Below are 22,739 nucleotides of genomic sequence, written 5' to 3'. Positions count from 1 at the left end.
TCCTTGACACTCTAGGACATATTCAGTATATTATTACTGTATAACAACATGGCGGTGTAGCTCAGCTGGCTAGAGCGTACGGTTCATACCCGTGAGGTCGTGGGTTCGACTCCCTCCGCCGCTATTTATAAGGACCCTTAGCTCAGCTGGTTAGAGCAGACGGCTCATAACCGTCCGGTCGTAGGTTCAAGTCCTACAGGGTCCATTCGTAAGCGACGTCACATTGTGAACGTCGCTTTTTGTTTTCAATTTAAAATTGCTGGGTAAATACTCGTTAGCATTTTGTTTTTTGAAAAATATGAAATGAGGCGGACAAAATGGAACGAAACCACACCATGATGCAATTTTTTGAATGGCATGTCGAGGCAGATCAAAAGCATTGGAAGCGACTAAAAGAGAGAGCAGCCGACTTAAATAAAGCAGGAATCACTGCGCTATGGCTACCACCTGTCACAAAAGGGCAAAGTGATCAAGATACCGGTTATGGAATCTATGACTTATATGATTTGGGCGAGTTCGATCAAAAAGGGTCCATTGCCACAAAATATGGAACGAAAAAAGAACTACTTGAAGCAACGACCTATTGTCAACAAGAACTTGGGATGCAGATTTATATGGATGTCGTCATGAATCATAAAGCCGGGGCGGATGCGACCGAGAAGTTTGAAGTGTTAGAAGTCGATCCCGACGACCGTACGAAAGTCCTCTCGGATGAAGCGTTTGAAATCGAAGGGTGGACAAAATTTGATTATGAAGCTCGTGATGGGAAATATTCTTCATTTAAATGGGACTTCACACATTTTAACGGAACGGATTATGATGCGGCGACTGATCGTTCCGGTATTTTCTTTATCGTTGGAGAAAACAAAAGATGGAACGATAACGTCGACGATGAATTCGGTGTCTATGACTATTTAATGTTTGCGAACATCGACTACCACCATCCCGATGTGCGCGAAGAAGTGTTGAATTGGGGGAAATGGTTCATCGAAGAGACGAAATGTGATGGATTCCGTCTTGACGCCATTAAACACATCAACTATGACTTTGTAAAAGAGTTCAGTCAGACGATGCGGGAAGAGAAAGGTGACCAATTCTATTTTGTCGGCGAGTTTTGGAAATCTGACCTTGATGCCTGTCGTGAATTTCTCGATAACATCGATTACCATGTCGATTTATTCGATGTCCCACTCCATTACAAATTACATCAAGCCTCAGAGGAAGGGGCCGCGTTTGACATGCGAACCATTTTTGATGATACGCTCGTTCAGTCACACCCGCTTCATTCCGTGACGTTCGTAGATAATCACGATTCACAACCTGAAGAGGCGCTTGAGTCATGGGTGAAAGATTGGTTCAAGCAAATCGCCTATGGTCTTGTCTTACTTCGTAAAGATGGTTATCCATGTGTCTTCTATGGCGATTACTACGGTATAGACGGTCCTCACCCGACTGATGGGATGAAGCTCGCCATTGATACGCTTCTGTATGCACGCCGAGAGAAAGCGTACGGGGAGCAGGATGATTACTTTGATGATGCAAACGTCATCGGGTGGGTACGAAAAGGTGTGGAGGAAATCGAACGTTCCGGATGTGCCGTCCTCATTTCAACTTCTGATGAATCTCAAAAGAGAATGTTTGTCGGGGAAGAACGTGCCGGTGAAACATGGGTCGATTTAACGAATACATTGAATGATCGAATTGAGATTGATGAAGAAGGATTTGGGGTATTTAAAGTGTCGGCGGGGTCGATTTCAGTTTGGGCATTGCCAGAAGAAGATGTTGAATAAAGCATTACAATTGAGTCGACCGTCACATATCTGTTACATTTAAGACGAACGTTGTTCAAAACACTTTTAAGGGGGATTTTAGTAATGGCTAAATTTGAATTACCACAACTTGATTACGCATATGATGCACTCGAACCACACATTGATGCACGCACGATGGAAATCCACCACACGAAACACCACAACACTTACGTCACGAACGTAAACAATGCACTCGAAGGAAAAGATGTGGAGTACTCTTCACTCGAAGACTTGCTTCAAAAAATCGATTCGCTTCCTGCTGACATTCAAACAGCTGTCCGCAACAACGGTGGCGGTCATTGGAACCACTCGTTCTTCTGGAAGCTCTTGAAGAAAAATGAGAACGGTACTCCGTCTGGCGACCTCGCTGCTGCAATCGATGAGTCGTTCGGTAGCTTCGATGGGTTTAAAGACGAATTCACGAAAGCTGCAACAACTCGCTTCGGTTCAGGCTGGGCTTGGCTCGTTGTGAAAAATGGTAAACTCGAAGTCACGTCTACTCCAAACCAAGACTCACCAATCATGGAAGGTGTTACACCGATCCTCGGTCTTGATGTGTGGGAGCATGCTTACTACTTGAACTACCAAAACCGTCGTCCTGACTATATCAACGCATTCTTCCATGTCATCGATTGGGATTATGTGGCGACATTGTACGCTGACGCAAAATAAGTTTGTCTTACCCGAGGTTCTGATATGAATCTCGGGTTTTTTTATGGTTTTCATTAATTTGTAAACAAATTATGATATAGTGAAAATCGGACAAAACGACAGGGATTCCTGTCCTCTATAATATAGAAGGAAATGAACGTGGAGGGAGTTAACGGATTTGGCTAAAAATCGGGTAAAAGTGCCGAAAAAACGGCGAAACCACTTACCGTTACGCTTGAATTTACTATTTTTCATCGTCTTCATTTTATTTGCGACCCTCATTTTTAGGTTAGGTGTCGTCCAAATCGTGAATGGTGAATTGATTGCTCGGGAAGTACAGAAAACGGAGTCGAGTAAAATTAAATATGAAGTGCCGCGAGGGAAAATTTACGACCGGAACGGTCAAGTACTGGCGGATACGATTTCAAACTACTCAGTCATGTATCGTCGCTCTCAAGTGACAAAGACGGATGAACGGTTGGACGTTGCGAAAAAGTTGGCGGAAATCGTCGACATTCCGAAAGAAGACCGCAAAATGACGGAGCGAGACCGGAAGGATTACTGGATTGCAACGAATCCGGAATTGGCGCAAGAACGGACTCAAGCGCTATTGGAAGAATTATCGGAAGAGGAGCGGGCCGCATTGTCTAACCAAGACGTGGACCGACTCTTGCTTGACTCGATCACAGAAGAAGAGATCACGTTTGATGACGCGACAGAAGAAATCATCGCCATTAAACACAACATGGAGAGCGGCTATGCACTCGACCCACAGGTCATCAAAATCGGTGCGAGCCCGAAAGAGATGGCGGTCATCGAAGAAAACTTAGAGCAGTTGCCTGGGGTGAGTGTCGAACCGTACTATCAACGCGACTATCCGTATGATGAGACGTTCAAAAGTTTCCTAGGAAGTTATCGTCAAATTCCGGCGGAACAACGTGCGTCTTATCAAGCGAAAGGTTACGGGTTGAACGACCGGGTCGGTACCTCATACTTGGAACAACAGTATGAAGATGTCCTTCGTGGAACGCCGGCCTATGATGTGTTCACCACGTACAAAGGGGAACCGGTAGGTGAACCGACACGAGTGAGTGGGAATCCAGGGAAAGATATCGTCTTATCGACCGACATCGAGTTCCAAAAAGAAGTCGATGAGATCTTGAAAAAGGCGATTCGCGCAGGACGCTCTGGAAGTCCTCATTTCGACCGAGCGTTTGCGGTCGTCATGAATCCGCAAACGGGTGAATTGCTCGCTCTGTCTGGACAAGAACTCGATTTGGAAACGAACGAATTCAAGGATGTGTCGACCGGTACGGTGCTTCGTGCCAGCCAAATCGGATCAACCATCAAAGGGGCGACGGTCGCCTATGGATTTGAAGAAGGCGTCGTCAAACCGGGAGAATATATTTATGATGCACCGATTCGAATCGGTTCGTCAGTGAAAGCTTCCTACCGAAATATGGGGAACATCAACGACTTAGATGCACTTGCGATGTCATCGAACATCTATATGTTCCAAATTGCGTTGCGTCTGGCTGATTATTACTCGACAGGTCAAATTGTCGGAGAAAATGTCACGCAGGCGTTTGAAACGATGGAACACTACTATAAACAATTCGGTCTCGGAATCGAGACAGGGATTGACTTACCGTTCGAGTCGACCGGATTCCGGAGTATCCCGGACCGTGTCACACTTCTGATGGATATGTCGATTGGACAGTATATTTCTTATACTCCGATTCAATTGGCGCAATATACGTCAGCATTGGCGAACGGTGGCTATCGTGTCCAACCACACTTGCTAAAAGAAATCATTGAGCCAGGTTCGCTTGATGAGAACAACAAGCAAGTCGTGAGCACGTTCCAACCGAATGCGTTGAATAAAGTCGATATCCAGGATGAATATATCGAGCGGGTCCGTGAAGGGTATCGTCAAGGGGTTGAATCTTCTTCCGGTTCGTCTCGCATTTTACAGGAGACCGGTATGACGGCTGCAGGTAAAACCGGAACTGCCCAAGCGATTGCGGAGGGCGCAGACGGTCAGGCGAAACGAAATGCGAACGGAGAACCGATCAAGACATTGAACTCAAACCATGTCGGTTGGGCACCGTTCGATGACCCGGAAATCGCCTGGGCAATTATCATGCCTGGACTTGAGGCGGAAGGAATCAACACGCGGGTCGCACACGACATCATGAAAGCTTACTTTAATTTAGAAGATGTCAATGCAATGCTTCAGTAAAAGAAGTCACTTCGGTGACTTCTTTTTTTGTCTTTACAATTCTTTTACGTTCCGTTTATTTCTCGTTAATAGAAGTTCATTAGGATATTAATTGTAGGACAGAACAACAAATCCACAACAAAAATCAAAGCAAACTCAAGGAGGACGTCACAAATGTCTTGGATGAAAAAATCAGCTTTACTCGCTTCAATCACTTCAGTCGCACTCGTAGGTGCTGCTTGTGGGAACAATGAAGAAGGTGGCGCTGCTGAAGGCGGCGATGCGCTCTCAGGAAAAGTCGTCATGGACGGATCATCAACTGTATTCCCAATCATGGAAGCAGTCGCAGAAGAATATTCAGCTGAACAACCAGAAGTTGAAGTGACAGTCGGTGTCTCTGGTACGGGTGGTGGCTTCAAACGTTTCGTGACGGGAGAGACAGACTTCTCAAACGCATCACGTGAAATCAAAGAAGAAGAAGCAGCCGAAGCTGAGAAAAACGGTGTGGAATTCACGCAACTCTCAGTTGCACTTGATGGACTTTCGCTCGTTGTAAACCCAGCGAACGATTGGGCACAAGATATCACGATTGAAGAATTGAATAAGATGTGGACGGACACGAACATCAAGACGTGGAAAGACGTTCGCTCAGACTGGCCAGATGAGGAGATCTCATTCTTCGCACCAGGTAAAGACTCCGGAACTTACGATTTCTTCGACGAAAAAGTATTGAATGAAACAGATATTCGTCAAGATGCGCAATTGTCTGAGGATGACAACGTCCTCGTCACAGGTGTAGCCGGAACAGAGGGAGCAATCGGATTCTTTGGATTTGCGTATTACCTTGAGAACAAAGACACACTTCGTGCATTAAATGTTGAGGGCGTTGAGCCGACACATGACACAATTAACGATTTATCTTACCCGCTCTCACGTGAAATCTACACGTACGTCAACAACGCTTCGTTGAAAGACAAAGAGCAAGTTGCGGACTTCGCACGCTTCATGAACGAAAATGCAGCCGATCTTTCTGAAGAAGTCGGTTACGTGAAAATGGAACAAGGCCGTTACGACGAAAACATGAAGATGATCGACGAAATCGCTGGAGAATAAGATGATAGGTGGCAGAAGGTGAGACACGGTCTCGCCTTCTCGCCATGCTTTCTAGTATGAAGAGGTAGGGAGCGATACACGAGATGAATGAACCGAACAACAAGCTTTCGATTCGAGAGATGATTCAACAAAATAAACAAAAGAAATATAGTACGACAAACGTGTTTGATAAAATCATGCCGTTCTTATTATTCTTGAGCGCATTCGTATCGGTCGTCACGACCATTGGTATTGCGTTCACACTAGGCTTTGAGCTATTCAAGTTCTTTGAACGAGTCCCTGTCGCAGAATTTTTAGGATCGACAGAATGGTACCCGCTTAGTGCAGATCAGCGCTTCGGGGTATGGGCCCTTGTGATGGGAACACTCCAAATTACTGTGATTGCGATGATTGTAGCCGTCCCACTCGGTTTGGCGTCTGCGATTTACTTAAGTGAATACGCCTCTGAACGGGCACGACGTGTGTTGAAACCAATTCTAGAAGTGTTGGCCGGTGTGCCGACGATTGTATTCGGTTTCTTCGCCTTGTCATTCATTACACCGATTTTGCAAGCACTCATCCCAGGACTTCAAATTTACAATGCACTCAGCCCAGGGATTGTCGTCGGGATTATGATTATTCCGATGATTGCCTCGATTTCTGAGGATGCAATGAGTGCTGTTCCGAAGAAAATTCGGGACGGTGCGCTCGGTTTAGGTGCGACACGTCTTGAAGTGGCGACGAAAGTTGTCATGCCTGCAGCGACGTCTGGGATTATTGCCTCTATCGTTCTCGGTATGAGCCGTGCGATTGGGGAGACGATGATTGTAACGATCGCTGGTGGTTCACAGCCAAACTTCGAGTTCAATCCGCTCAATGCGATTCAGACGATGACAGCATATATCGTTCAAATCGCAAAAGGTGATGCAGGTTACGGCACAATCGAATATTACAGTATCTATGCGGTCGGTGCGTTGTTGTTCGTCTTTACCTTATTGATGAACTTATTCGCAAACTGGGTGACGCGCCGCTTCAGAGAGGAGTACTAATATGGCTTTACCGAACAGTGAGTTCAAGAATACGAAGAACTTGATGAATCGTGAGACCGTGTCTCAACGAATTAAACGACGTTTACAATTGAATGAAATATTTAAGTACATCTTTTTGGCGGGACTCGTCTTTGCACTCGTTGTCTTATCGACATTGATTTATGACATCGTGTCCAAAGGGGCAGGGTGGGTCAATCTCGATTTCTTACGCAACTTCCCGTCGCGCCGTCCTGAACAGGCTGGATTATATCCTGCGTTGATTGGGTCGTTATGGCTCATGCTATTGATCGTACCGATGGTGTTTGTCATCGGTGTTGGAGCGGCAATTTACTTGGAAGAATACGCTCCGAAAAATCGCATGACTTCGTTTATTGAAGTCAACATTTCGAACTTGGCAGGCGTTCCGTCAATCGTATTCGGGTTGCTTGGATTGACGATTTTCGTTCGAGTCATGGAATTAGGGAACTCGATTATGGCCGGTGCCTTGACGCTCGGTCTCATGAGTTTGCCGATTGTCATCGTGGCCTCACAGGAAGCGCTACGAGCAGTCAAAATGGAATTACGACACGCTTCGCTAGCGCTCGGGGCATCGAAGTGGCAGACGACATTTAACGTCGTGTTACCTTCGGCGTTGCCAGGGATCATTACGGGAATTATCCTAGCGGTTTCTCGTGCGATTGGTGAAACGGCTCCACTCATCATGGTCGGAGCGGCAACATTCATTTCAACGACACCGAGTAACATTTTCTCTGACTTCACGGCCCTCCCGATCCAGATTTATAACTGGACGAGTCGACCACAACCAGAGTTCCAAAACTTAGCAGCAGCAGGGATTATCGTACTCATGACGATGCTCATCGCGATGAACTCGGTTGCCATCTATATTCGAAACAAATATACAAATCGACACTAAGTCTTTTTTGCAGATGAATGAGGAGGAAGCTCGAGATGATGAAACAACAAGAGCTCAACAAAGGAGATCAAAACGTGAATACAACTACGACAGAACCGACAACGACTGAGATGAAAAAAGATAGCGCCTATGTCGTCAACAATTTGAACTTGTGGTATGGAGAAGACCAGGCTTTGATTGACGTCAACCTCGATATTAAAAAGAATGAAGTCACGGCAATCATTGGACCATCTGGGTGCGGTAAATCGACGTTCATTAAGACTCTAAACCGTATGGTCGAACTCGTTCCATCGGTTCGGACGAACGGTGAAATCTTGTATCATGGTCGTAACATCTTCGACCGTGGATATAAAGTAGAAGACTTGCGTACATCGGTCGGGATGGTATTCCAACAACCGAACCCGTTCCCAAAATCGGTCTATGACAACGTGGCATACGGACCGCGGACGCACGGAATCAAAAATAAGAAAGTACTCGATGAAATTGTCGAGCGTTCATTACGTGGTGCGGCAATCTGGGATGAAGTAAAAGATCGATTGAATGAGAATGCGTACGGACTTTCAGGTGGACAACAACAACGTCTCTGTATCGCGCGTACGTTAGCGATTGAACCGGATGTCATCTTAATGGACGAGCCGACGTCTGCCCTTGATCCGATTTCTACATTGAAAGTGGAAGAATTGGTACAAGAGTTGAAAGAACAATATTCAATCATCATCGTGACACATAACATGCAACAAGCTGCCCGTGTTTCGGATAAAACGGCATTCTTCTTAAATGGAGAAGTTGTCGAGTTCGATGTAACAGATAAGATTTTCTCGAATCCATCTGACAAACGGACGGAAGACTATATTTCTGGCCGTTTCGGTTAAGGAGGAGACTGGATTGATGGCACAAAACCGCACATTTTTTGATACGAAATTGACTGAATTAGAAGATAAAGTTGTACGATTGGCAAACTTGACGATGCGCCAAACGGCGACGGCAATCGAAGTGTTGGAAAAACATGATCTCGAATTGGCTAAAACCGTGATTGATAACGATAACGAGTTAGACGAGTTGGAGTTGACAATCAATGACGAAGCGATCCTATTGATTGCAAAACAGCAACCAGTCGCGACTGACTTACGACGTCTGATTGTGACGATGAAATCAGCGACAGATCTTGAACGCATTGCGGACTATGCGACAAACATCGCAAAAGCAGTGACACGAATCGAGCACGTTCCTTATGTGCTTGACATCCAACCGCTCAAGAAGATGGCCGAGCAGTTGATTGACATGCTTGAACTGGCGACACGTGCCTATCGTAAAGGTGAAGTGAGCCGTGTTCGTGAACTCAATGAGATGGACCGCGTGATTGATGACATCAATCTAACGGTGATTAAACAATATATCGGTTCTCTTCCGGCCATGACGGTTGGGACGAACGATGTATACGAATTCTCGAACATTGCTCGATACCTCGAACGGATGGGCGATCATGTGACGAACTTCGGAGAACATTTAATTTTCCTCGAAAAAGGGAAACATTATGATTTGAATCAATAAGATTAGTGGTAAAGAACAACAGTGCTGTTGTTCTTTATTTTTTTGGGCAGGAATACAAACTCAAGGAGCGAATAATAGTCTACATGGATTTTACATGAAGGGAGCCATATAGAGATGGAAGAGAAAATCGTATCCTTGAAACAACAAGGTCTTACGTTAAAACAGATTGCGGCAGAATTAGACGTCCCGATTGGCAAAGTCCAATACGCATGGCGTAAATGGAGAAATCAGCAACAGGAAGTGGAGGCGGTTGCCCCTGTGAAAAAAAAGCGTGAAACGAAGAAAGCAAAGACGTCGGTGACGCCCTCACGCAAACAAGTGGCATCAGCGAAAGAGACGGCCAACGTGTCGACTTCTCCACTTCTTGAAAAGGGTCCGGAAGGATACTGGAAGCTACCCGATCGGTACAACGTGGACTTTATGCATGCGGTCGTACAGTCTCCAAACGCAGTGTATGTATGCTGGGAAGTATCTGATCTCGTGAAAGAAACGTTAGTGCTTCAATTTATGCGACGCTGGGAAGAATTGCCGAAGGCGTTTCGCATCCTTGATGTTACGTTACTTGATTACAATAGCGGTCACGCAAACCGCTCCTATACATTCGATCTTCCTGAAATGACGAACAGCTGGTTCGTTCGCCCTCTCGACCCGAATACGACATATGTGTTTGAATTTGGGATTCGGACGATGGAAGGGGAGTTTCTCCCAATCGTCGCATCAAATCCGCTTGATACGCCGCGGGCAGAACCAGTTGGAGTCGGACGATTCGCAGAACCGGTCCGACGTTGGCAATACGGGGAAGTTGATTCTCCAGAACTACTTGATACGTTACCAAAATATGCAGCATACCGACTCGTGCGTTAAGGAGGACTTTTTATTATGAAACCTGGGTACTTTTCACTCGTCCTTCATGCTCATTTACCGTACGTTAGGCATGAAGAGAAACACCGTTTAGAAGAGAGATGGGTTTACGAGGCCATCTCTGAGACATATCTTCCGATTCTATGGCAAGTCGATCGCTTGAAGCGTCCCTTGCATTGGACGGTTAGTATTTCCCCACCTGTCGTTGAAATGCTTGCCGATCCTCTCATTCAGGATCGCTATGTGGAGCACTTAGACGATATGCTCGAATTGATTGCCCTCGAATTGTCTGAGGACCGAACAGACGAAGAAACAGCGACGTTACATTTTTATCGTCAACGATACCACGATTTAAAAAATACGTTCCTCCATTGGAATAAAAATTTGAATGAGGCGTTCCGTACATATCGTGAGGCAGGTTATATTGACATGGTGACATGTACGGCAACCCATGGCTTTAATCCACATCTCTTCACGGAACAGGCGGCGCGTGCTGAGATTCGCACAGGTTTGAACTGTTTCGAACGTCATTATGGGTTCCGTCCAACAGGCATCTGGTTACCAGAGTGTGCTTATACACCAGGAGTTGATCGGATTCTTTATGAAGAAGGAATTCGCTACACATTTGTCGATGAACATGCTCTTCTCGACGCAGATCCGACGCCAGAGAAAGGAATTGGAGCCCCTGTTTATTCACCACATGGTGTCGCGTTGTTCCCTCGGGATCAAATCATCTCAGGTAAAATTTGGAGTTCGATGATCGGATATCCAGGCCATCCGGATTATCGTGAGTTTTACCGCGATTTGGCATACGATCGGGACTGGGACTATATCCAGTCCTTCATGCATCCGGAAGGAATTCGTTTTGATACGGGTTTAAAAATGCACCGGATTACGGGTGATACGGATCAAAAGGATTTCTACGTGCGCGAATGGGCGGAACATCAAATTGAAAACCATGCGACCGATTTTGCCAAAACGTTAGAATCACATCTTGAAGCGCACGGTGCTCAGACATTCCCACCATTTTTAGTCACGGCTCCGTTCGATGCGGAGTTGTTCGGTCACTGGTGGTTTGAGGGGCCAGAGTTTCTTGGGAAAGTAGCAGAGAGACTTGCTGAATTTGGAATTGAAACCATCACGCCAGCGCTCTTCCTTGAACGTCACTTTAAAGATTTACAGACGGTCCACGTGTCGATGAATACATGGGGACGTAAAGGTTATGGTGAAGTTTGGATTAACGAAAGAAATGAGTGGATGCTTCGTCATTTGCACATGATGGAGATGCAACTCGTAAAAGATGTGGCGGACTATCGTAATCAATCGGAAGCGACGAATCGCGCCTTGAAACAATTAATCCGTCATTACGTATTGGCTGTGTCGAGTGACTGGGCGTTCATCTTGGATGGGCAAACGACGGCACAGTATGCCGCCGAACGGTTCCGTGAACACACACGACTCTTTGCAGAACTGGAAACGGCACTCTATCAGGATGGAGTATCCGAACAGTTGCTACATGATCATTACGCTGCATATCCATTTCTTCAGGATGAAGACATCGATATTGATTCGTTCCTATCTCCTCACGATTACTATGTGACAACCGAGCGGGAAGAAGAAAAACCAGCCATTTTGGTGCTCACGCCTGAATATCACGGTCATATCGTTGGAGGACTCGGAAGACGGGTCGTCGACGAAATCGAGGCGAGAGCGGACGATGGCGAAGTCGTCTATGTATTAACGCCATATCATGACGAGTTGCCTGAGTATGAGCGACAAGGAAACATACATGTGTATCGTGTTCGTCCAACTAGTCCATTTTTAGAGCATGTCATGAACCAGGTGGCAACACAAAATATCGCCTATGTAAAACTGGTTCATGAACTTTCGAAACGTGTTTCCTTCAAAGTGGTTCACCACTTCGATTGGATGACGATTCCTGCTGCAAGAGAACTTGCGCAATCCCTTGCGCTTCCGTTATACTCAACTATGTTGTCCTTTGAAGCGACTCGCAATCCGCATGGTCACGGTGGTTTATTCGATGCAATCCATCGAATCGAAAACAGCGTGTTTCCTGCATCAGAACGCGTATATGTCGGGGAAGAGATCTCGATTCACGACCTAAAACAATGGTATAAGGTGAGCGAGAACGTCAACACATGCCTACCTATAGAGACTTCTCCATATGGACAGGAATCAATGAAAAAGAACGTGAAATAACCTTGCTTTTTCATAAGAAACTTGGTAGGATAATTGAGTATGCTTAGACTGTAAAGCAAAAGCACTTGATACAACATCATTAAGATGGGAGTGAAAGAAATGCGCGTTAAAATTACATTAGCTTGCACAGAAACAGGCGATCGCACGTACATCACGAAGAAAAACAAACGTAACAACCCTGAGCGCCTCGAGTTGCGCAAATACAACCCACGTCTCCGTCGTCACACGCTTTACCGCGAAGTGAAGTAATGAGGGACCGGCCGTCACATATGTGGCGGCTTTTTTTGTAAGGAGGAATACGTTGTGGAAGAAAAAGCAGCGCTCCGGCGCACGATTCATCAATACATCAAACAAATGGCGGATCGACATCATGCGGACGAAGTCATTCACCAATCATTGTTTGCCTCGGACTTATGGATTGAAAGTCAAACGATCGCGCTAACGTTGTCACTACCGCTAGAAATTGATACGTCCCCGATTATTCATATGGCCTTTAAAGAAGGAAAAACGGTCTGCGTCCCGAAAGTAACGGAGCAGGGACTTACGTTTCACATCATTCATTCATTTGAAGATTTGGAAGAGGGCGTCATGAATATTTTAGAGCCGACCACTCCAGCGACGACGCAAGTGATTGACCTTTGTCTTGTCCCGGGGCGTGTTTTCGATCGAACCGGTTATCGCATCGGTTGGGGTGGGGGCTATTATGATCGCTTTTTAAAAACCTATAACGGTACAACACTTGCTTTGGCATATACCGTTCAGCTTGTCGATCATGTACCAACTGAACCGCACGACCTACCTGTTCAATGGATCGTAACAGAAAAGGAGATGATTCAGTGTTCGCCATATTCGCTGTAACATGTTTCGTCGCCTATCTCGGTTATCGGTTACGGTCGTTGACTCTCTCTGGGGCGCTGTTGACAGTCGTGACCGGTACGGTGATCGGATTCTCGTTCGGGTGGTTCGGTCTATACTTGCTTGGCGTGTTTTTTTCGACTTCTTCTCTCGCTTCGAAATATCGCTCTCACGATAAAAAAGGGGTCGATGAGATCGTCGAGAAGACGGGGGCTCGCGATGCCATGCAAGTGTTAGCTAACGGTGGGGTAGGGATTTTCTGTGCACTCGGTTATCAATTGACGAATGACCCGGTCTACCTCTATATGTATGTCGTTTCCATCGCGGCGGCGACGAGCGATACGTGGGGATCTGAATTCGGTGTCCTATCGAAACTGAAACCTCGGTTCATGTTTACCTTTAAGCGAGTCGAACCGGGAACGAGTGGCGCCGTCTCGACGTTCGGTACCGTCATGTCGATGTTCGGTGCACTGTTGATTGTCGTATCCTCTCTTGTGTTCATCGACTTAAAGGTCACGCATCTCCTTTTATTATGGGTGATTGGATTAACTGGTAGCATCATTGACACGCTTCTCGGCGCGACATTCCAACGAACTTTTCGTTGTACAGTCTGCGGAAAATTGACGGAGCAAAAAATACATCACGACGTGCCGACGAGTTACGTGTCGGGATGGCGTTTTCTCGGAAATGATGCGGTAAATTTTCTTTCAGTATGTGGAGCGACGTTGATTTGTTTTTTTGTGTTTGGATGAGGGTAGTACAGAAAATGAAGGTGTTCCAAACGAATGTGAATATTGTCACAATATCGCCAAAGTGAAAACGGTTTCCGCTGTAGTTTGAGTTTGTGAATGATGTTACAATCTATTTGTAACAGAGATAACAAAAACATGAAACAGATTGTTTGAAGGGTGGAGAATCATTATGGAAACATTAAATCATGCTAAAGTAACACGAGTCGCACTTGTAGGGGCTGGGGCAGTAGGTGCGAGTTTCGCTTACCAGTTGACGACAGCTAGTCTATGTGAAGAACTTGTCATCATCGATATCAATAAAGCCAAGGCAGAAGGAGAAGCGATGGACTTGAACCATGGGGTTTCATTCGCTTCATCACCGATGCGCGTCTGGGCAGGGGACTATTCGGATTGTGGCGTCGCTGATATCGTGGTCATCACTGCTGGCGCACCACAGCGTCCAGGTGAAACACGTCTTGATCTCGTTGAAAAAAATGCGAAGATTATGAAATCTATGATTTCAGACATCATGGACTCTGGTTTTGACGGAATTATCATTATTGCTTCAAACCCGGTCGACATCATGACACATCTCGCATGGAAATATTCTGGTCTTCCGAAACATCGTGTCTTCGGTTCAGGAACAGTGCTTGATACGTCTCGCTTGCGTTACATGCTCGGAGACTATTTCAACGTCGACCCGCGTAACTGTCACGCCTACATTATGGGTGAGCATGGTGATACGGAGTTTGCTGCCTGGAGCAACGCTCGTATATATGGAAAATCGGTCGAGCAACTACTTGAAGAGCATGATGAGTACAGCTGGGAAGACCTTGAAGACATCTATGTCAACGTTCGTGACGCAGCATATCATATCATTGAACGTAAAGGTGCGACGTACTATGCGATTGGACTCGGTCTCCTTCGGTTGGTCAAGGCTGTCCTTCGTAACGAGAACACGTTGTTGACAGTCGGTGCCCATCTTGATGGTGAGTATGGATTGCACGATATCCATATCGGTGTACCAGCGATTATCAACCGTCAAGGCGTTCGTGAAGTCGTTGAGATTGAGTTGTCACAAGAAGAGCATGAGAAAATGCAACATTCTGCGAACGTACTCATGAAAACGATGGAACCTGTCTTGTAATCTCCATCCTTTGGAAACCCGTAGCCATTTGGTTACGGGTTTTTATACATATAGAACGAATCATCGTTTGGTCGTGGGTCGTGTCGTGATTTACAATAGAATTGAGAGAGAGGAGGGGTTTCGTTGGCGACAACTTGTTTTTGGGAAGATATTTATCGAAAGGTCGAAAACGGTGGGCGAATTGAAGGCATACTCGAACCCTCCCGTGCGGTCATCTTATTCGATACGAAAGCAGGTGATCGGTATGATTTGTTCATTCAGACTGAAAAAGCATGGGCGAATCACGTTGGGATGGATATACACGCGATTTTGAACGCATTTCGCTTATCTCGCATCGGGCGGAAACGATTGACCATTCATGTTTATGGTGAGCGTCTCGTGGATGAAGAGCGTGTAGACTCGTTGACGTTTCAAATCCCTGCGAAAGTGACATTGTCCCGTTCGATTTGCACACCGACTATGGAAGAAGACCGGTTCCGACTGCTAGCGGTCTCCCTCGACCGGAAAAAGAAAGCGGATCTGAAGAAACGTTTTTCCTTCGGAAAACCACAAGTGGTGTATGGGCTACTGTTCGTCACCTTTTTAGTCATGTGGTTAGCCGAATCGGTCGGTTCGACGCTTGATCCAAACACGTTGGTCGCATTCGGGGCCAAAGTGAACCCGTTGATTGAACAAGGGGAATGGTGGCGTTTGATTACACCGATGTTCCTGCATATCGGTTGGTTCCACTTTGCAATTAATATGTTTGCACTTTGGTCGCTCGGTCCGCTCGTCGAACGGATGTACGGCTCCATACGATTTTTAATCATCTACCTGCTCAGTGGAATATTAGCGACATCCGCATCGTTTGCATTCAGCGAATCGATATCAGCAGGCGCTTCAGGGGCGCTATTTGGATTGGTCGGTGCGCTCTTGTACTTTGGGTTGCGGGATCGTTCTCTCTTCATGAAGACGCTCGGACCTCCGCTCTTTATTATGTTAGGATTAAACGTAGGACTTGCGTTTGTATTAGGTGCAGGTCTTGACCATTTCGCGCATGCGGGAGGTCTGATTGGTGGTTTTGTCGTCTCGGGAGTCGTCGGGCTACCGGATGAGAAGAACCGTATACAACGAATCTTATTTTCCGTACTCACCATCTCGATGTTTGGACTATTCGTCGGGTACGGATTTTGGTAAGGGGAGAATTCAATGATTGAAACATTAAAAACACTCGTTAACATCCCGAGTCCTTCCGGGATGACGGAAGAGGCCATCCGCTTCGCGGAGCAAGAATTGAATGCACTGGGTGTCAAGACGTCACGTCTACATAAAGGGGCACTGCTGGCCACATTTTCAGGTCGTTCTGGCAAGGCGCGTCTGTTGACGGCACACGTGGACACACTCGGTGCGATGGTCAAAGACATCTTGCCGAGCGGGCGTCTTCGTTTGACTCAAGTGGGAGGATACGCATGGACGGCGATTGAGGGAGAGAACTGCCTCGTCCACCGTGAAGAAGGAGAGGCAATTGAAGGAACGATCTTGATCCATCAGTCAAGTGTTCACGTCTATAAGGACACGAACTCTGCCGAGCGATCTGCATCAAACATCGAAGTCCGATTGGATGAAAAAGTGCATTCTCGTGAAGATGTGACGGCGCTTGGGATTGAAATCGGGGACTTCGTTTCATTCGACCCTCGCTTTCAAGTGACCTCTTCAGGATACGTGAAATCACGCCACTTGGATGATAAGGCGTCGGTCGCCATTCTATTGGACCTTGCGAAAGACTTAATCCGTTATGACTTACCGCATACCGTTCACTTCTTGATCTCGAATTATGAAGAGGTCGGATTTGGAGGGAACGCGGGTATTCCGGAAGACGTCGTGGAATACATTGCCGTTGATATGGGTGCGCTCGGGGATGGACAGCATTCCGATGAGTATACAGTCTCGATTTGTGCCAAGGATTCATCTGGACCGTATGATATCGGGTTACGACGGAAGTTCACGGCGTTATGTAAAGCCCATGAGATCGCGTATAAGGTAGATATTTATCCGTACTATGGGTCAGATGCGTCAGCGGCGATTCGAGCAGGGTATGATGTGCGACATGCCTTGATTGGGCCAGGAATCGAATCGAGCCATAGTTATGAGCGAACGCATCTGTCATCAATGGAAGCAACGCGAGAATTGTTAAATCGTTATGTACAATCGACGATGGAGGAAGAAGCATGAAAAACTTTTATGATGTCCAACAGTTTTTAAAATCGTTCGGTACCATTATTTACATCGGAGAACGGGATGCTGAAATCTCACTCATGATGATGGAACTTGACGAATTGTATGAAGGGGGCATCATCGAACAACGTGTGTACGATACGGCCAAAATCATTTTGACCCACGAATTAAAAAATTCAACAGATTGACAGAAATCCCCTTAGTGCAAAGGGTTGCACTAAGGGGATAATAGTGTACACTATTCAATGAAAGCGATTTAGTTGAGATGAGGAGTGAACGGTATGAAATGGTTATTAGGTATCGACATCGGTGGTACGACGGTGAAGATGGCCGTTTTAGACATGAACGGCATCATTTCGGATAAGTGGGAAGTCAAAACGGATATTCGAGAGAATGGTGTACATATTCCAAAAGACATCGCAGCTTCTTTTGAAACATACTTACAAACATCAGGTAAGAAGAAAGAAGATTTTGCGGGTGCGGGAATCGGGGCACCAGGATTCGTCGACTTCTCAGAAGGAGTTGTCGAATATTCTCCGAACATCGGGTGGAAAGATTTTGCACTCGTGAGTGAGTTCGAAAAAGCAGTCGGTCTTCCGGCCGTGCTCGAAAATGATGCGAACGCCGCGGCCCTTGGTGAGATGTGGAAAGGTGCCGGCGAAGGGGCGTCAGAATTATTGGCGATCACGCTCGGTACAGGTGTCGGTGGTGGCGTGATCACGAACGGGAATATCGTTCATGGGACGGCAGGAATGGCCGGAGAAATCGGGCATATTACCGTGGAACGAGACGAAACGAAGGCTGTGAAGTGTGGTTGTGGTCGCCTCGGGTGTATCGAGACGATTGCTTCAGCGACCGGCGTCTCGCGTCTGGCGTTACAGAAGCGTAAGAATCAAGATACTTCATTAAACGAGTTAAAAGAAGTGACTGCACGTGACGTGTTTGAAGCATATAAGGCTGGTGACTCGATCGCGACAGAAGTCATTGACGAGATGACGGAATACCTCGGCTTGACCATCTCGAACATTGCGAACACGCTCAATCCGAAAATGATTGTCATCGGTGGAGGCGTCTCAAAAGCTGGCGACGCGTTATTAGAGCCGCTTGATGCACAGTTCAAACGGTTTGCGCTCGAGCGGGTATACGAGTCGACAACATTCAAAATCGCTGAACTCGAAAACGATGCCGGTGTGATTGGATGTGCTTGGCTGGCACGGAAACACTTCCTTCCGACACGGGTATGAAACGGACGCGTCTGCACATTGCAGGCGTGTTTTTTTGTGGGAAAGGGTATGGGATATTGTAAAATTTGTAACGTCACAGTTGATTTTTTATTAAAAAAGGGGTAAGATTTGGACTTGATACTGGACGTGTACTATTCAATCCGAATTGTACAATAAATGAACAAATATAAATAAAGAATGGCAACTAAAACATGCCGAAAACTGAAAAGAGGAGGAGACCGTCAGATGAATTCATCTCAACGCTTTTCGAAGCTATCGACGAGACTGAACGACACGGTCCGCGCTTCGTTTCAAGAATATCGTCTATTTTGGATTTTTACGTTATTGCTTTGGACGAAGACGTATATCGTCTATCAATTTTTCTTCAACATTCCGATTGAAAACACCGCACAAGCTTTTATCTTACTGATTAGCCCAATCAGTTCGACATTATTCTTGTTTGCCTTCCATTTCTTCTTTAAAGGTAACAAACAAAAATGGGTGCTCTACACGCTCTATGCGATTGCATCGTTTATCTTGTTTGCGGACGCCGTGTATTATCGGGAATTCACGGACTATTTGACAATGCCTGTCATCATGCAACCATCGAACATGGAAACGTTATCGACATCATTCACTTCGCTTCTTGAATGGAAAGATTTAATCATTCTTGGTGACGTGTTTATCCTTCCGTTTATCTTATGGCGAATGAACATGAAAGAGAATGCAGCTTCACATCGACGTGCGCTCGTCACATTCGTCGTAGCGGTCTCTGTCTTCTTGTTCAACCTTTCGCTAGCAGAAACGGAACGACCTGAATTGTTGACTCGTTCATTTGACCGTGAGCTGTTGGTGAAAAACATCGGAACATTTAACTTCCATGTGTATGATGCCATGCTCCAAACGAAAACATCGGCTCAAAAAGCGATGGCGGATGAATCAGAACTCGCAACGATTGAACAATTCACCCGTCAAAACTATGCGGCGCCGAATCCGGATTTATTCGGAAAATATAAAGGGAAAAATGTCATCGTGGTTTCATTCGAATCTGCGCAGAATTTTACTCACAACATGAAGGCGCCGAATGGAGAGTACATCACGCCGAACTTGAACAAACTGATTGAAGAGTCTCACTACTGGCCGAACTACTACCATACAGTCGGTCAAGGGAAGACTTCTGATGCTGAGTTCGCACTCGATAACTCACTATATGGACTCCCGCGTGGTGCTGTATACTTTACGAACGCCGATAACGAATATCAAGCGCTCCCTGAGTTGGTCAAGGACGAAAATTATTACTCAGCCGTGTTCCATGCGAATAACAAATCGTTCTGGAACCGCGATCAAATGTACAAGAACATTGGCGTCGATCAATTCTTTGATGAAAAGAGTTATGACCTCGGGAATCCTGAAGACATGACAGAATGGGGTCTCTTAGACGATAGTTTCTTCGAACAATCTATTCCAATGCTTCAAGAATTGCCTGAACCGTACTACGCGAAGTTCATCACATTGACGAACCACTTCCCGTACACGATGCCAAGTGAAGACTATGAGCTTGTACCAAAATTTGAAACGAGCTCAACTACGTTGAACAACTTCCCGCAAGCACTAGCTTATCAAGATTACGCACTCGGTCTCTTCATCGACCAGTTGAAAGAGAACGGAATGTGGGAAGATACAATCTTTGTCGTCTACGGTGACCATTACGGAATTTCGACGAACCACAACAGTGCGATGGCCGAGCTACTCGGCAAAGATGAGTTGACACCATTCGACGTGGCGAAGTTACAACAAGTTCCGTTTGCCATTCACTTACCTGACCAGAAAGAAGGGGAAGTGCATGAGACGATTGGTAGTCATGTCGACATGAAACCGACCATCTTGCACTTACTCGGAATTGACACGTCAAATACGATTGGATTCGGAAACGACTTATTCTCTGAAAATCGAAACAGTCGCGCGATTTTCCGCGATGGAACGGTCGTGACGGATGAATATGTTTGGACACAGTCGACATGTTATAACGCGACTTCTGGTGAAGTTGTCGAAGACACATCGTTATGTGGTCCGGTGACGGAAGAAGCGGAAAAAATCTTGCAAATGAACGATGATTTGATTTACTCCGATCTACTCCGTTTCAAAGAACAAACTGAAGAATAACAAGTACGGACCAAGTCACATAGTGATTTGGTCCGTTTTATATAGAGGGAATGAACGTATAGAAAGGCATAAAAAAAGCGACCGAAGTCGCTTGATGATTGCGTATGCGAATCATTAACCTGGAATTCCACCGTAGATCAACGTGGCGACACCAAAGAATCCGAATACGAGTACAGTTAAACCTGCAAATACGAGCGGAAAGAATTGGCGTTTTTGGAATGAACGAAGCATTCCCCAAATAGCCACAATCGCGACGATGACGGAAATCCATCCGAACGGTTCATACAAATGCATGACGAGTTCCCCCTTTAATTATACGTCATGAAATTCATAAAAATTTCACTGAAATATCATTATTATTTTATCCGATTATAGAGTCGCTGTCGAGCAAAGGTTGACATCGAAACAATTTTGCCACAATATTGTTTTGAATAAGAAGGGGATGAATCCAATGCAAATCAAAAAGATTACGTCTGGCTTGGCACAAGAGAACGGCTATGTCATTGAAAAAGACGGCACAGTCGTCGTCATTGACCCCGGAACGGATGACCTGAGGTTCTTCGACACGATCGAACGTTTCGGTACACTTTCAGCAATCTTGTTGACTCATGCACACTTCGATCATATCGGTGGAATTGATGCGCTCCGTGAGCGTTACCAGGTGCCAGTCTATGTACACCGCTTAGAAGCAGATTGGCTGACAGATGGCGAAAAGAATGGCGCTTCTGCGTTCAACTTGCCGATACCATCGATGAAACCGGCAGAAAAAACCTACGAAGGTGATGTATTAGAAATTGGGAACATCGTATTTCGAATCTATCATACGCCGGGTCATTCCCCAGGGAGTGTCGTATTGTATATGGATGATGAAAGAATCGCCTTTTGTGGTGACTTGATCTTTAAGCAATCCGTCGGACGGACAGACCTGTTCGGTGGAGACCAGTCGACATTAATGGGGTCCATCGATCGGATGAAGCAGCTCCTTCCTGATGAGACGACGTTATACTCGGGGCACGGTCCTATGACGACGCTAGAAGAAGAAAAGCGGACAAATCCGTTCTTCACATAAAAAAAGATTGTCTCCGGCGAGACAATCTTTTTTTACATTTGGAAGTTGCTCCAATACGTAAAGACAACGAAGAAAATTGTCAAATACGCGCCGAAGACATATACATACGTTTTTTCAGTTAGTTTTAAGTAACCAAGAGCGACGAAGAAAATCGTTTGTGCTAAGAAGACAAGTCCCATAACGATAAAGTCGCCAGTATGTTCACTACTACTTTGGTCGCCGCCTAGTGCGCCTACGAAAGCAAGTGCCGCTACTAGTCCAGTCCAAAAGCCTAGGACACGAAACATTCTTGCCATGTTAATCCCCCCATACGTGCATTATTCCATTCTCATTCACTATTTTACCAACACATTCGAAAAAATGCTATGGAAACGTGATAATTGAGCAAAATAATCGTGAAAAATATGTGAAATCATTTCGGTAAATAAAGTTGTACAAAATTTATAAAAAAGTTGCACAAAACATGTACAAACGGGGTATAGAGATGTATAATCAACTTATACAAAATGAGCGAAGTGAAAGTTGAATGAGGGAGGAACATAAAAATGGCATCAGAACTAATGTTTTACACGTATCCAAGCTGTACTTCTTGTCGGAAGACGAAAGCGTTTTTACAAGAACAAGAACTTCAAGTGAGTGAGCGTCACATTTTCAGAGATGCACCAACAGTTGATGAATTGTTGCAACTCCTTGCAATCAGTGAGGAAGGAGTCGATTCTCTCCTTGCGACGCGAAGCCAGGCCTTCAAACAACTTGATGTTGACGTGGAGGATTTGAAATTAAGCGAGCTTCTTAAGCTGATGAGCGAAAACCCAAAACTTTTGAAGCGTCCAATCTTAACTGATGGAAAAGAAGTGATTGTCGGATATGACAAGGTTTCAATCGAAACATATGCACGTCGCCACAACACTGCAGCGGTTCAAGTTTCATAAAACAAGTCCACTTTCAACATAGTGGGCTTTTTTTTA

General features: G+C 45.7%; 23 protein-coding genes and 2 tRNA genes. 23 read left to right on the top strand and 2 right to left on the bottom strand.

All coding sequences use genetic code 11. The features are described 5' to 3' along the window. The first annotated feature begins 50 nt into the window (after positions 1 to 50). From BV910_RS09300 to BV910_RS09200, 21 genes are all read left to right on the top strand, one after another. Positions 51 to 124 (top strand) — tRNA-Met (locus tag BV910_RS09300). A 7-nt stretch (positions 125 to 131) separates the two neighbouring features. Next, positions 132 to 205, top strand: a tRNA-Ile gene (locus BV910_RS09295). A 112-nt stretch (positions 206 to 317) separates the two neighbouring features. After that, positions 318 to 1,790 (top strand): alpha-amylase, encoded by a 1,473-nt coding sequence (locus BV910_RS09290; protein WP_078147132.1) that lies wholly within the window; start codon positions 318 to 320, stop codon positions 1,788 to 1,790. A gap of 84 nt (positions 1,791 to 1,874) precedes the next feature. Next, positions 1,875 to 2,483: a superoxide dismutase gene (locus tag BV910_RS09285; protein WP_012726617.1), complete on the top strand. Its 609-nt coding sequence runs from the start codon at positions 1,875 to 1,877 to the stop codon at positions 2,481 to 2,483. A gap of 157 nt (positions 2,484 to 2,640) precedes the next feature. After that, the gene (locus tag BV910_RS09280) at positions 2,641 to 4,704 is read left to right on the top strand and encodes a peptidoglycan D,D-transpeptidase FtsI family protein (protein WP_078147131.1); all 2,064 of its coding nucleotides are present in this window, start codon (positions 2,641 to 2,643) and stop codon (positions 4,702 to 4,704) included. A gap of 153 nt (positions 4,705 to 4,857) precedes the next feature. Next, the gene (locus tag BV910_RS09275) at positions 4,858 to 5,796 is read left to right on the top strand and encodes a PstS family phosphate ABC transporter substrate-binding protein (protein WP_078147130.1); all 939 of its coding nucleotides are present in this window, start codon (positions 4,858 to 4,860) and stop codon (positions 5,794 to 5,796) included. An 83-nt stretch (positions 5,797 to 5,879) separates the two neighbouring features. Further along, a complete protein-coding gene (gene pstC / locus BV910_RS09270; protein WP_012726614.1) occupies positions 5,880 to 6,824 on the top strand; it encodes a phosphate ABC transporter permease subunit PstC in 945 nt (314 codons plus the stop codon). Position 6,825: 1 nt separating this feature from the next. Beyond that, the gene (pstA, locus tag BV910_RS09265) at positions 6,826 to 7,737 is read left to right on the top strand and encodes a phosphate ABC transporter permease PstA (RefSeq protein ID WP_078147129.1); all 912 of its coding nucleotides are present in this window, start codon (positions 6,826 to 6,828) and stop codon (positions 7,735 to 7,737) included. A gap of 110 nt (positions 7,738 to 7,847) precedes the next feature. Next, entirely contained in the window at positions 7,848 to 8,609 is a 762-nt protein-coding gene (gene pstB / locus BV910_RS09260; protein WP_224862754.1) for a phosphate ABC transporter ATP-binding protein PstB, read from the top strand. Between the two features lie 16 nt (positions 8,610 to 8,625). Continuing rightward, entirely contained in the window at positions 8,626 to 9,288 is a 663-nt protein-coding gene (phoU, locus tag BV910_RS09255; RefSeq protein ID WP_012726611.1) for a phosphate signaling complex protein PhoU, read from the top strand. A gap of 114 nt (positions 9,289 to 9,402) precedes the next feature. Then, positions 9,403 to 10,152: a DUF4912 domain-containing protein gene (locus BV910_RS09250; protein WP_078147128.1), complete on the top strand. Its 750-nt coding sequence runs from the start codon at positions 9,403 to 9,405 to the stop codon at positions 10,150 to 10,152. Positions 10,153 to 10,167: 15 nt separating this feature from the next. Further along, positions 10,168 to 12,369, top strand: a complete 2,202-nt coding sequence (locus tag BV910_RS09245; RefSeq protein WP_078147127.1) for a 1,4-alpha-glucan branching protein domain-containing protein — start codon at positions 10,168 to 10,170, stop codon at positions 12,367 to 12,369. A gap of 84 nt (positions 12,370 to 12,453) precedes the next feature. After that, positions 12,454 to 12,618, top strand: a complete 165-nt coding sequence (rpmG, locus tag BV910_RS09240) for a 50S ribosomal protein L33 (RefSeq protein WP_255313299.1) — start codon at positions 12,454 to 12,456, stop codon at positions 12,616 to 12,618. 54 nt (positions 12,619 to 12,672) lie between these two features. Further along, on the top strand, positions 12,673 to 13,227 hold the full coding sequence (locus tag BV910_RS09235) for a 5-formyltetrahydrofolate cyclo-ligase (protein ID WP_078147126.1): 555 nt from the start codon (positions 12,673 to 12,675) through the stop codon (positions 13,225 to 13,227). After that, entirely contained in the window at positions 13,206 to 13,976 is a 771-nt protein-coding gene (locus BV910_RS09230; RefSeq protein ID WP_078147125.1) for a DUF92 domain-containing protein, read from the top strand. The genes BV910_RS09235 and BV910_RS09230 overlap by 22 nt, the downstream gene beginning before the upstream one ends. A 169-nt stretch (positions 13,977 to 14,145) precedes the next feature. Beyond that, positions 14,146 to 15,102, top strand: coding sequence for an L-lactate dehydrogenase (locus BV910_RS09225; protein ID WP_012726605.1), 957 nt, complete (start codon positions 14,146 to 14,148; stop codon positions 15,100 to 15,102). A gap of 123 nt (positions 15,103 to 15,225) precedes the next feature. Then, the gene (locus BV910_RS09220; protein WP_078147124.1) at positions 15,226 to 16,278 is read left to right on the top strand and encodes a rhomboid family intramembrane serine protease; all 1,053 of its coding nucleotides are present in this window, start codon (positions 15,226 to 15,228) and stop codon (positions 16,276 to 16,278) included. Between the two features lie 12 nt (positions 16,279 to 16,290). Further along, complete coding sequence (locus tag BV910_RS09215) at positions 16,291 to 17,313, top strand: M42 family metallopeptidase (RefSeq protein ID WP_078147123.1); 1,023 nt, start codon at positions 16,291 to 16,293, stop codon at positions 17,311 to 17,313. Further along, entirely contained in the window at positions 17,310 to 17,504 is a 195-nt protein-coding gene (locus BV910_RS09210) for a YqgQ family protein (RefSeq protein ID WP_012726602.1), read from the top strand. The genes BV910_RS09215 and BV910_RS09210 overlap by 4 nt, the downstream gene beginning before the upstream one ends. A gap of 93 nt (positions 17,505 to 17,597) precedes the next feature. Then, positions 17,598 to 18,560 (top strand): ROK family glucokinase, encoded by a 963-nt coding sequence (locus tag BV910_RS09205; protein ID WP_078147122.1) that lies wholly within the window; start codon positions 17,598 to 17,600, stop codon positions 18,558 to 18,560. Between the two features lie 225 nt (positions 18,561 to 18,785). Then, entirely contained in the window at positions 18,786 to 20,702 is a 1,917-nt protein-coding gene (locus tag BV910_RS09200) for an LTA synthase family protein (RefSeq protein WP_078147121.1), read from the top strand. 114 nt (positions 20,703 to 20,816) lie between these two features. Here BV910_RS09200 and BV910_RS09195 read toward each other — a convergent pair whose 3' ends face one another. Next, positions 20,817 to 20,996 carry a DUF2759 domain-containing protein gene (locus BV910_RS09195; RefSeq protein ID WP_012726599.1) on the bottom strand — a complete coding sequence of 60 codons (180 nt, stop codon included), beginning with the start codon at positions 20,994 to 20,996 and terminating at the stop codon, positions 20,817 to 20,819. Between the two features lie 157 nt (positions 20,997 to 21,153). Here BV910_RS09195 and BV910_RS09190 point away from each other — a divergent pair, with 157 nt between their 5' ends. Beyond that, entirely contained in the window at positions 21,154 to 21,771 is a 618-nt protein-coding gene (locus BV910_RS09190) for an MBL fold metallo-hydrolase (protein ID WP_078147120.1), read from the top strand. A gap of 32 nt (positions 21,772 to 21,803) precedes the next feature. Here BV910_RS09190 and BV910_RS09185 read toward each other — a convergent pair whose 3' ends face one another. Beyond that, positions 21,804 to 22,067, bottom strand: coding sequence for a DUF2626 domain-containing protein (locus BV910_RS09185; protein ID WP_012726597.1), 264 nt, complete (start codon positions 22,065 to 22,067; stop codon positions 21,804 to 21,806). Between the two features lie 249 nt (positions 22,068 to 22,316). On the opposite strand from BV910_RS09185, the gene BV910_RS09180 reads away from it, so the two are divergent. Continuing rightward, positions 22,317 to 22,703, top strand: a complete 387-nt coding sequence (locus tag BV910_RS09180; protein ID WP_012726596.1) for a Spx/MgsR family RNA polymerase-binding regulatory protein — start codon at positions 22,317 to 22,319, stop codon at positions 22,701 to 22,703. Positions 22,704 to 22,739: the final 36 nt, after the last annotated feature.

Origin of the sequence: Exiguobacterium sp. HVEsp1, assembly GCF_002009685.1 — a bacterium.
GTDB lineage: Bacteria > Bacillota > Bacilli > Exiguobacteriales > Exiguobacteriaceae > Exiguobacterium > Exiguobacterium profundum.
Note: the sequence above shows the minus strand (reverse complement) of the source record. Positions and strands in the feature narration are given on the sequence as shown.

What these genes read in the sequence shown, in the direction of transcription:
- BV910_RS09190 (WP_078147120.1), top strand. Translation starts at nt 21,154, where the DNA reads ATGCAAATCAAAAAGATTACGTCTGGCTTGGCACAAGAGAACGGCTAT.
- phoU (WP_012726611.1), top strand. Translation starts at nt 8,626, where the DNA reads ATGGCACAAAACCGCACATTTTTTGATACGAAATTGACTGAATTAGAA.
- BV910_RS09210 (WP_012726602.1), top strand. Translation starts at nt 17,310, where the DNA reads ATGAAAAACTTTTATGATGTCCAACAGTTTTTAAAATCGTTCGGTACC.
- pstA (WP_078147129.1), top strand. Translation starts at nt 6,826, where the DNA reads ATGGCTTTACCGAACAGTGAGTTCAAGAATACGAAGAACTTGATGAAT.
- BV910_RS09200 (WP_078147121.1), top strand. Translation starts at nt 18,786, where the DNA reads ATGAATTCATCTCAACGCTTTTCGAAGCTATCGACGAGACTGAACGAC.
- BV910_RS09205 (WP_078147122.1), top strand. Translation starts at nt 17,598, where the DNA reads ATGAAATGGTTATTAGGTATCGACATCGGTGGTACGACGGTGAAGATG.
- BV910_RS09275 (WP_078147130.1), top strand. Translation starts at nt 4,858, where the DNA reads ATGTCTTGGATGAAAAAATCAGCTTTACTCGCTTCAATCACTTCAGTC.
- BV910_RS09285 (WP_012726617.1), top strand. Translation starts at nt 1,875, where the DNA reads ATGGCTAAATTTGAATTACCACAACTTGATTACGCATATGATGCACTC.
- BV910_RS09245 (WP_078147127.1), top strand. Translation starts at nt 10,168, where the DNA reads ATGAAACCTGGGTACTTTTCACTCGTCCTTCATGCTCATTTACCGTAC.
- BV910_RS09185 (WP_012726597.1), bottom strand. Translation starts at nt 22,067, where the DNA reads ATGGCAAGAATGTTTCGTGTCCTAGGCTTTTGGACTGGACTAGTAGCG.
- BV910_RS09250 (WP_078147128.1), top strand. Translation starts at nt 9,403, where the DNA reads ATGGAAGAGAAAATCGTATCCTTGAAACAACAAGGTCTTACGTTAAAA.
- pstB (WP_224862754.1), top strand. Translation starts at nt 7,848, where the DNA reads ATGAAAAAAGATAGCGCCTATGTCGTCAACAATTTGAACTTGTGGTAT.
- BV910_RS09180 (WP_012726596.1), top strand. Translation starts at nt 22,317, where the DNA reads ATGGCATCAGAACTAATGTTTTACACGTATCCAAGCTGTACTTCTTGT.
- rpmG (WP_255313299.1), top strand. Translation starts at nt 12,454, where the DNA reads ATGGGAGTGAAAGAAATGCGCGTTAAAATTACATTAGCTTGCACAGAA.
- BV910_RS09225 (WP_012726605.1), top strand. Translation starts at nt 14,146, where the DNA reads ATGGAAACATTAAATCATGCTAAAGTAACACGAGTCGCACTTGTAGGG.
- pstC (WP_012726614.1), top strand. Translation starts at nt 5,880, where the DNA reads ATGAATGAACCGAACAACAAGCTTTCGATTCGAGAGATGATTCAACAA.
- BV910_RS09215 (WP_078147123.1), top strand. Translation starts at nt 16,291, where the DNA reads ATGATTGAAACATTAAAAACACTCGTTAACATCCCGAGTCCTTCCGGG.
- BV910_RS09195 (WP_012726599.1), bottom strand. Translation starts at nt 20,996, where the DNA reads ATGCATTTGTATGAACCGTTCGGATGGATTTCCGTCATCGTCGCGATT.
- BV910_RS09290 (WP_078147132.1), top strand. Translation starts at nt 318, where the DNA reads ATGGAACGAAACCACACCATGATGCAATTTTTTGAATGGCATGTCGAG.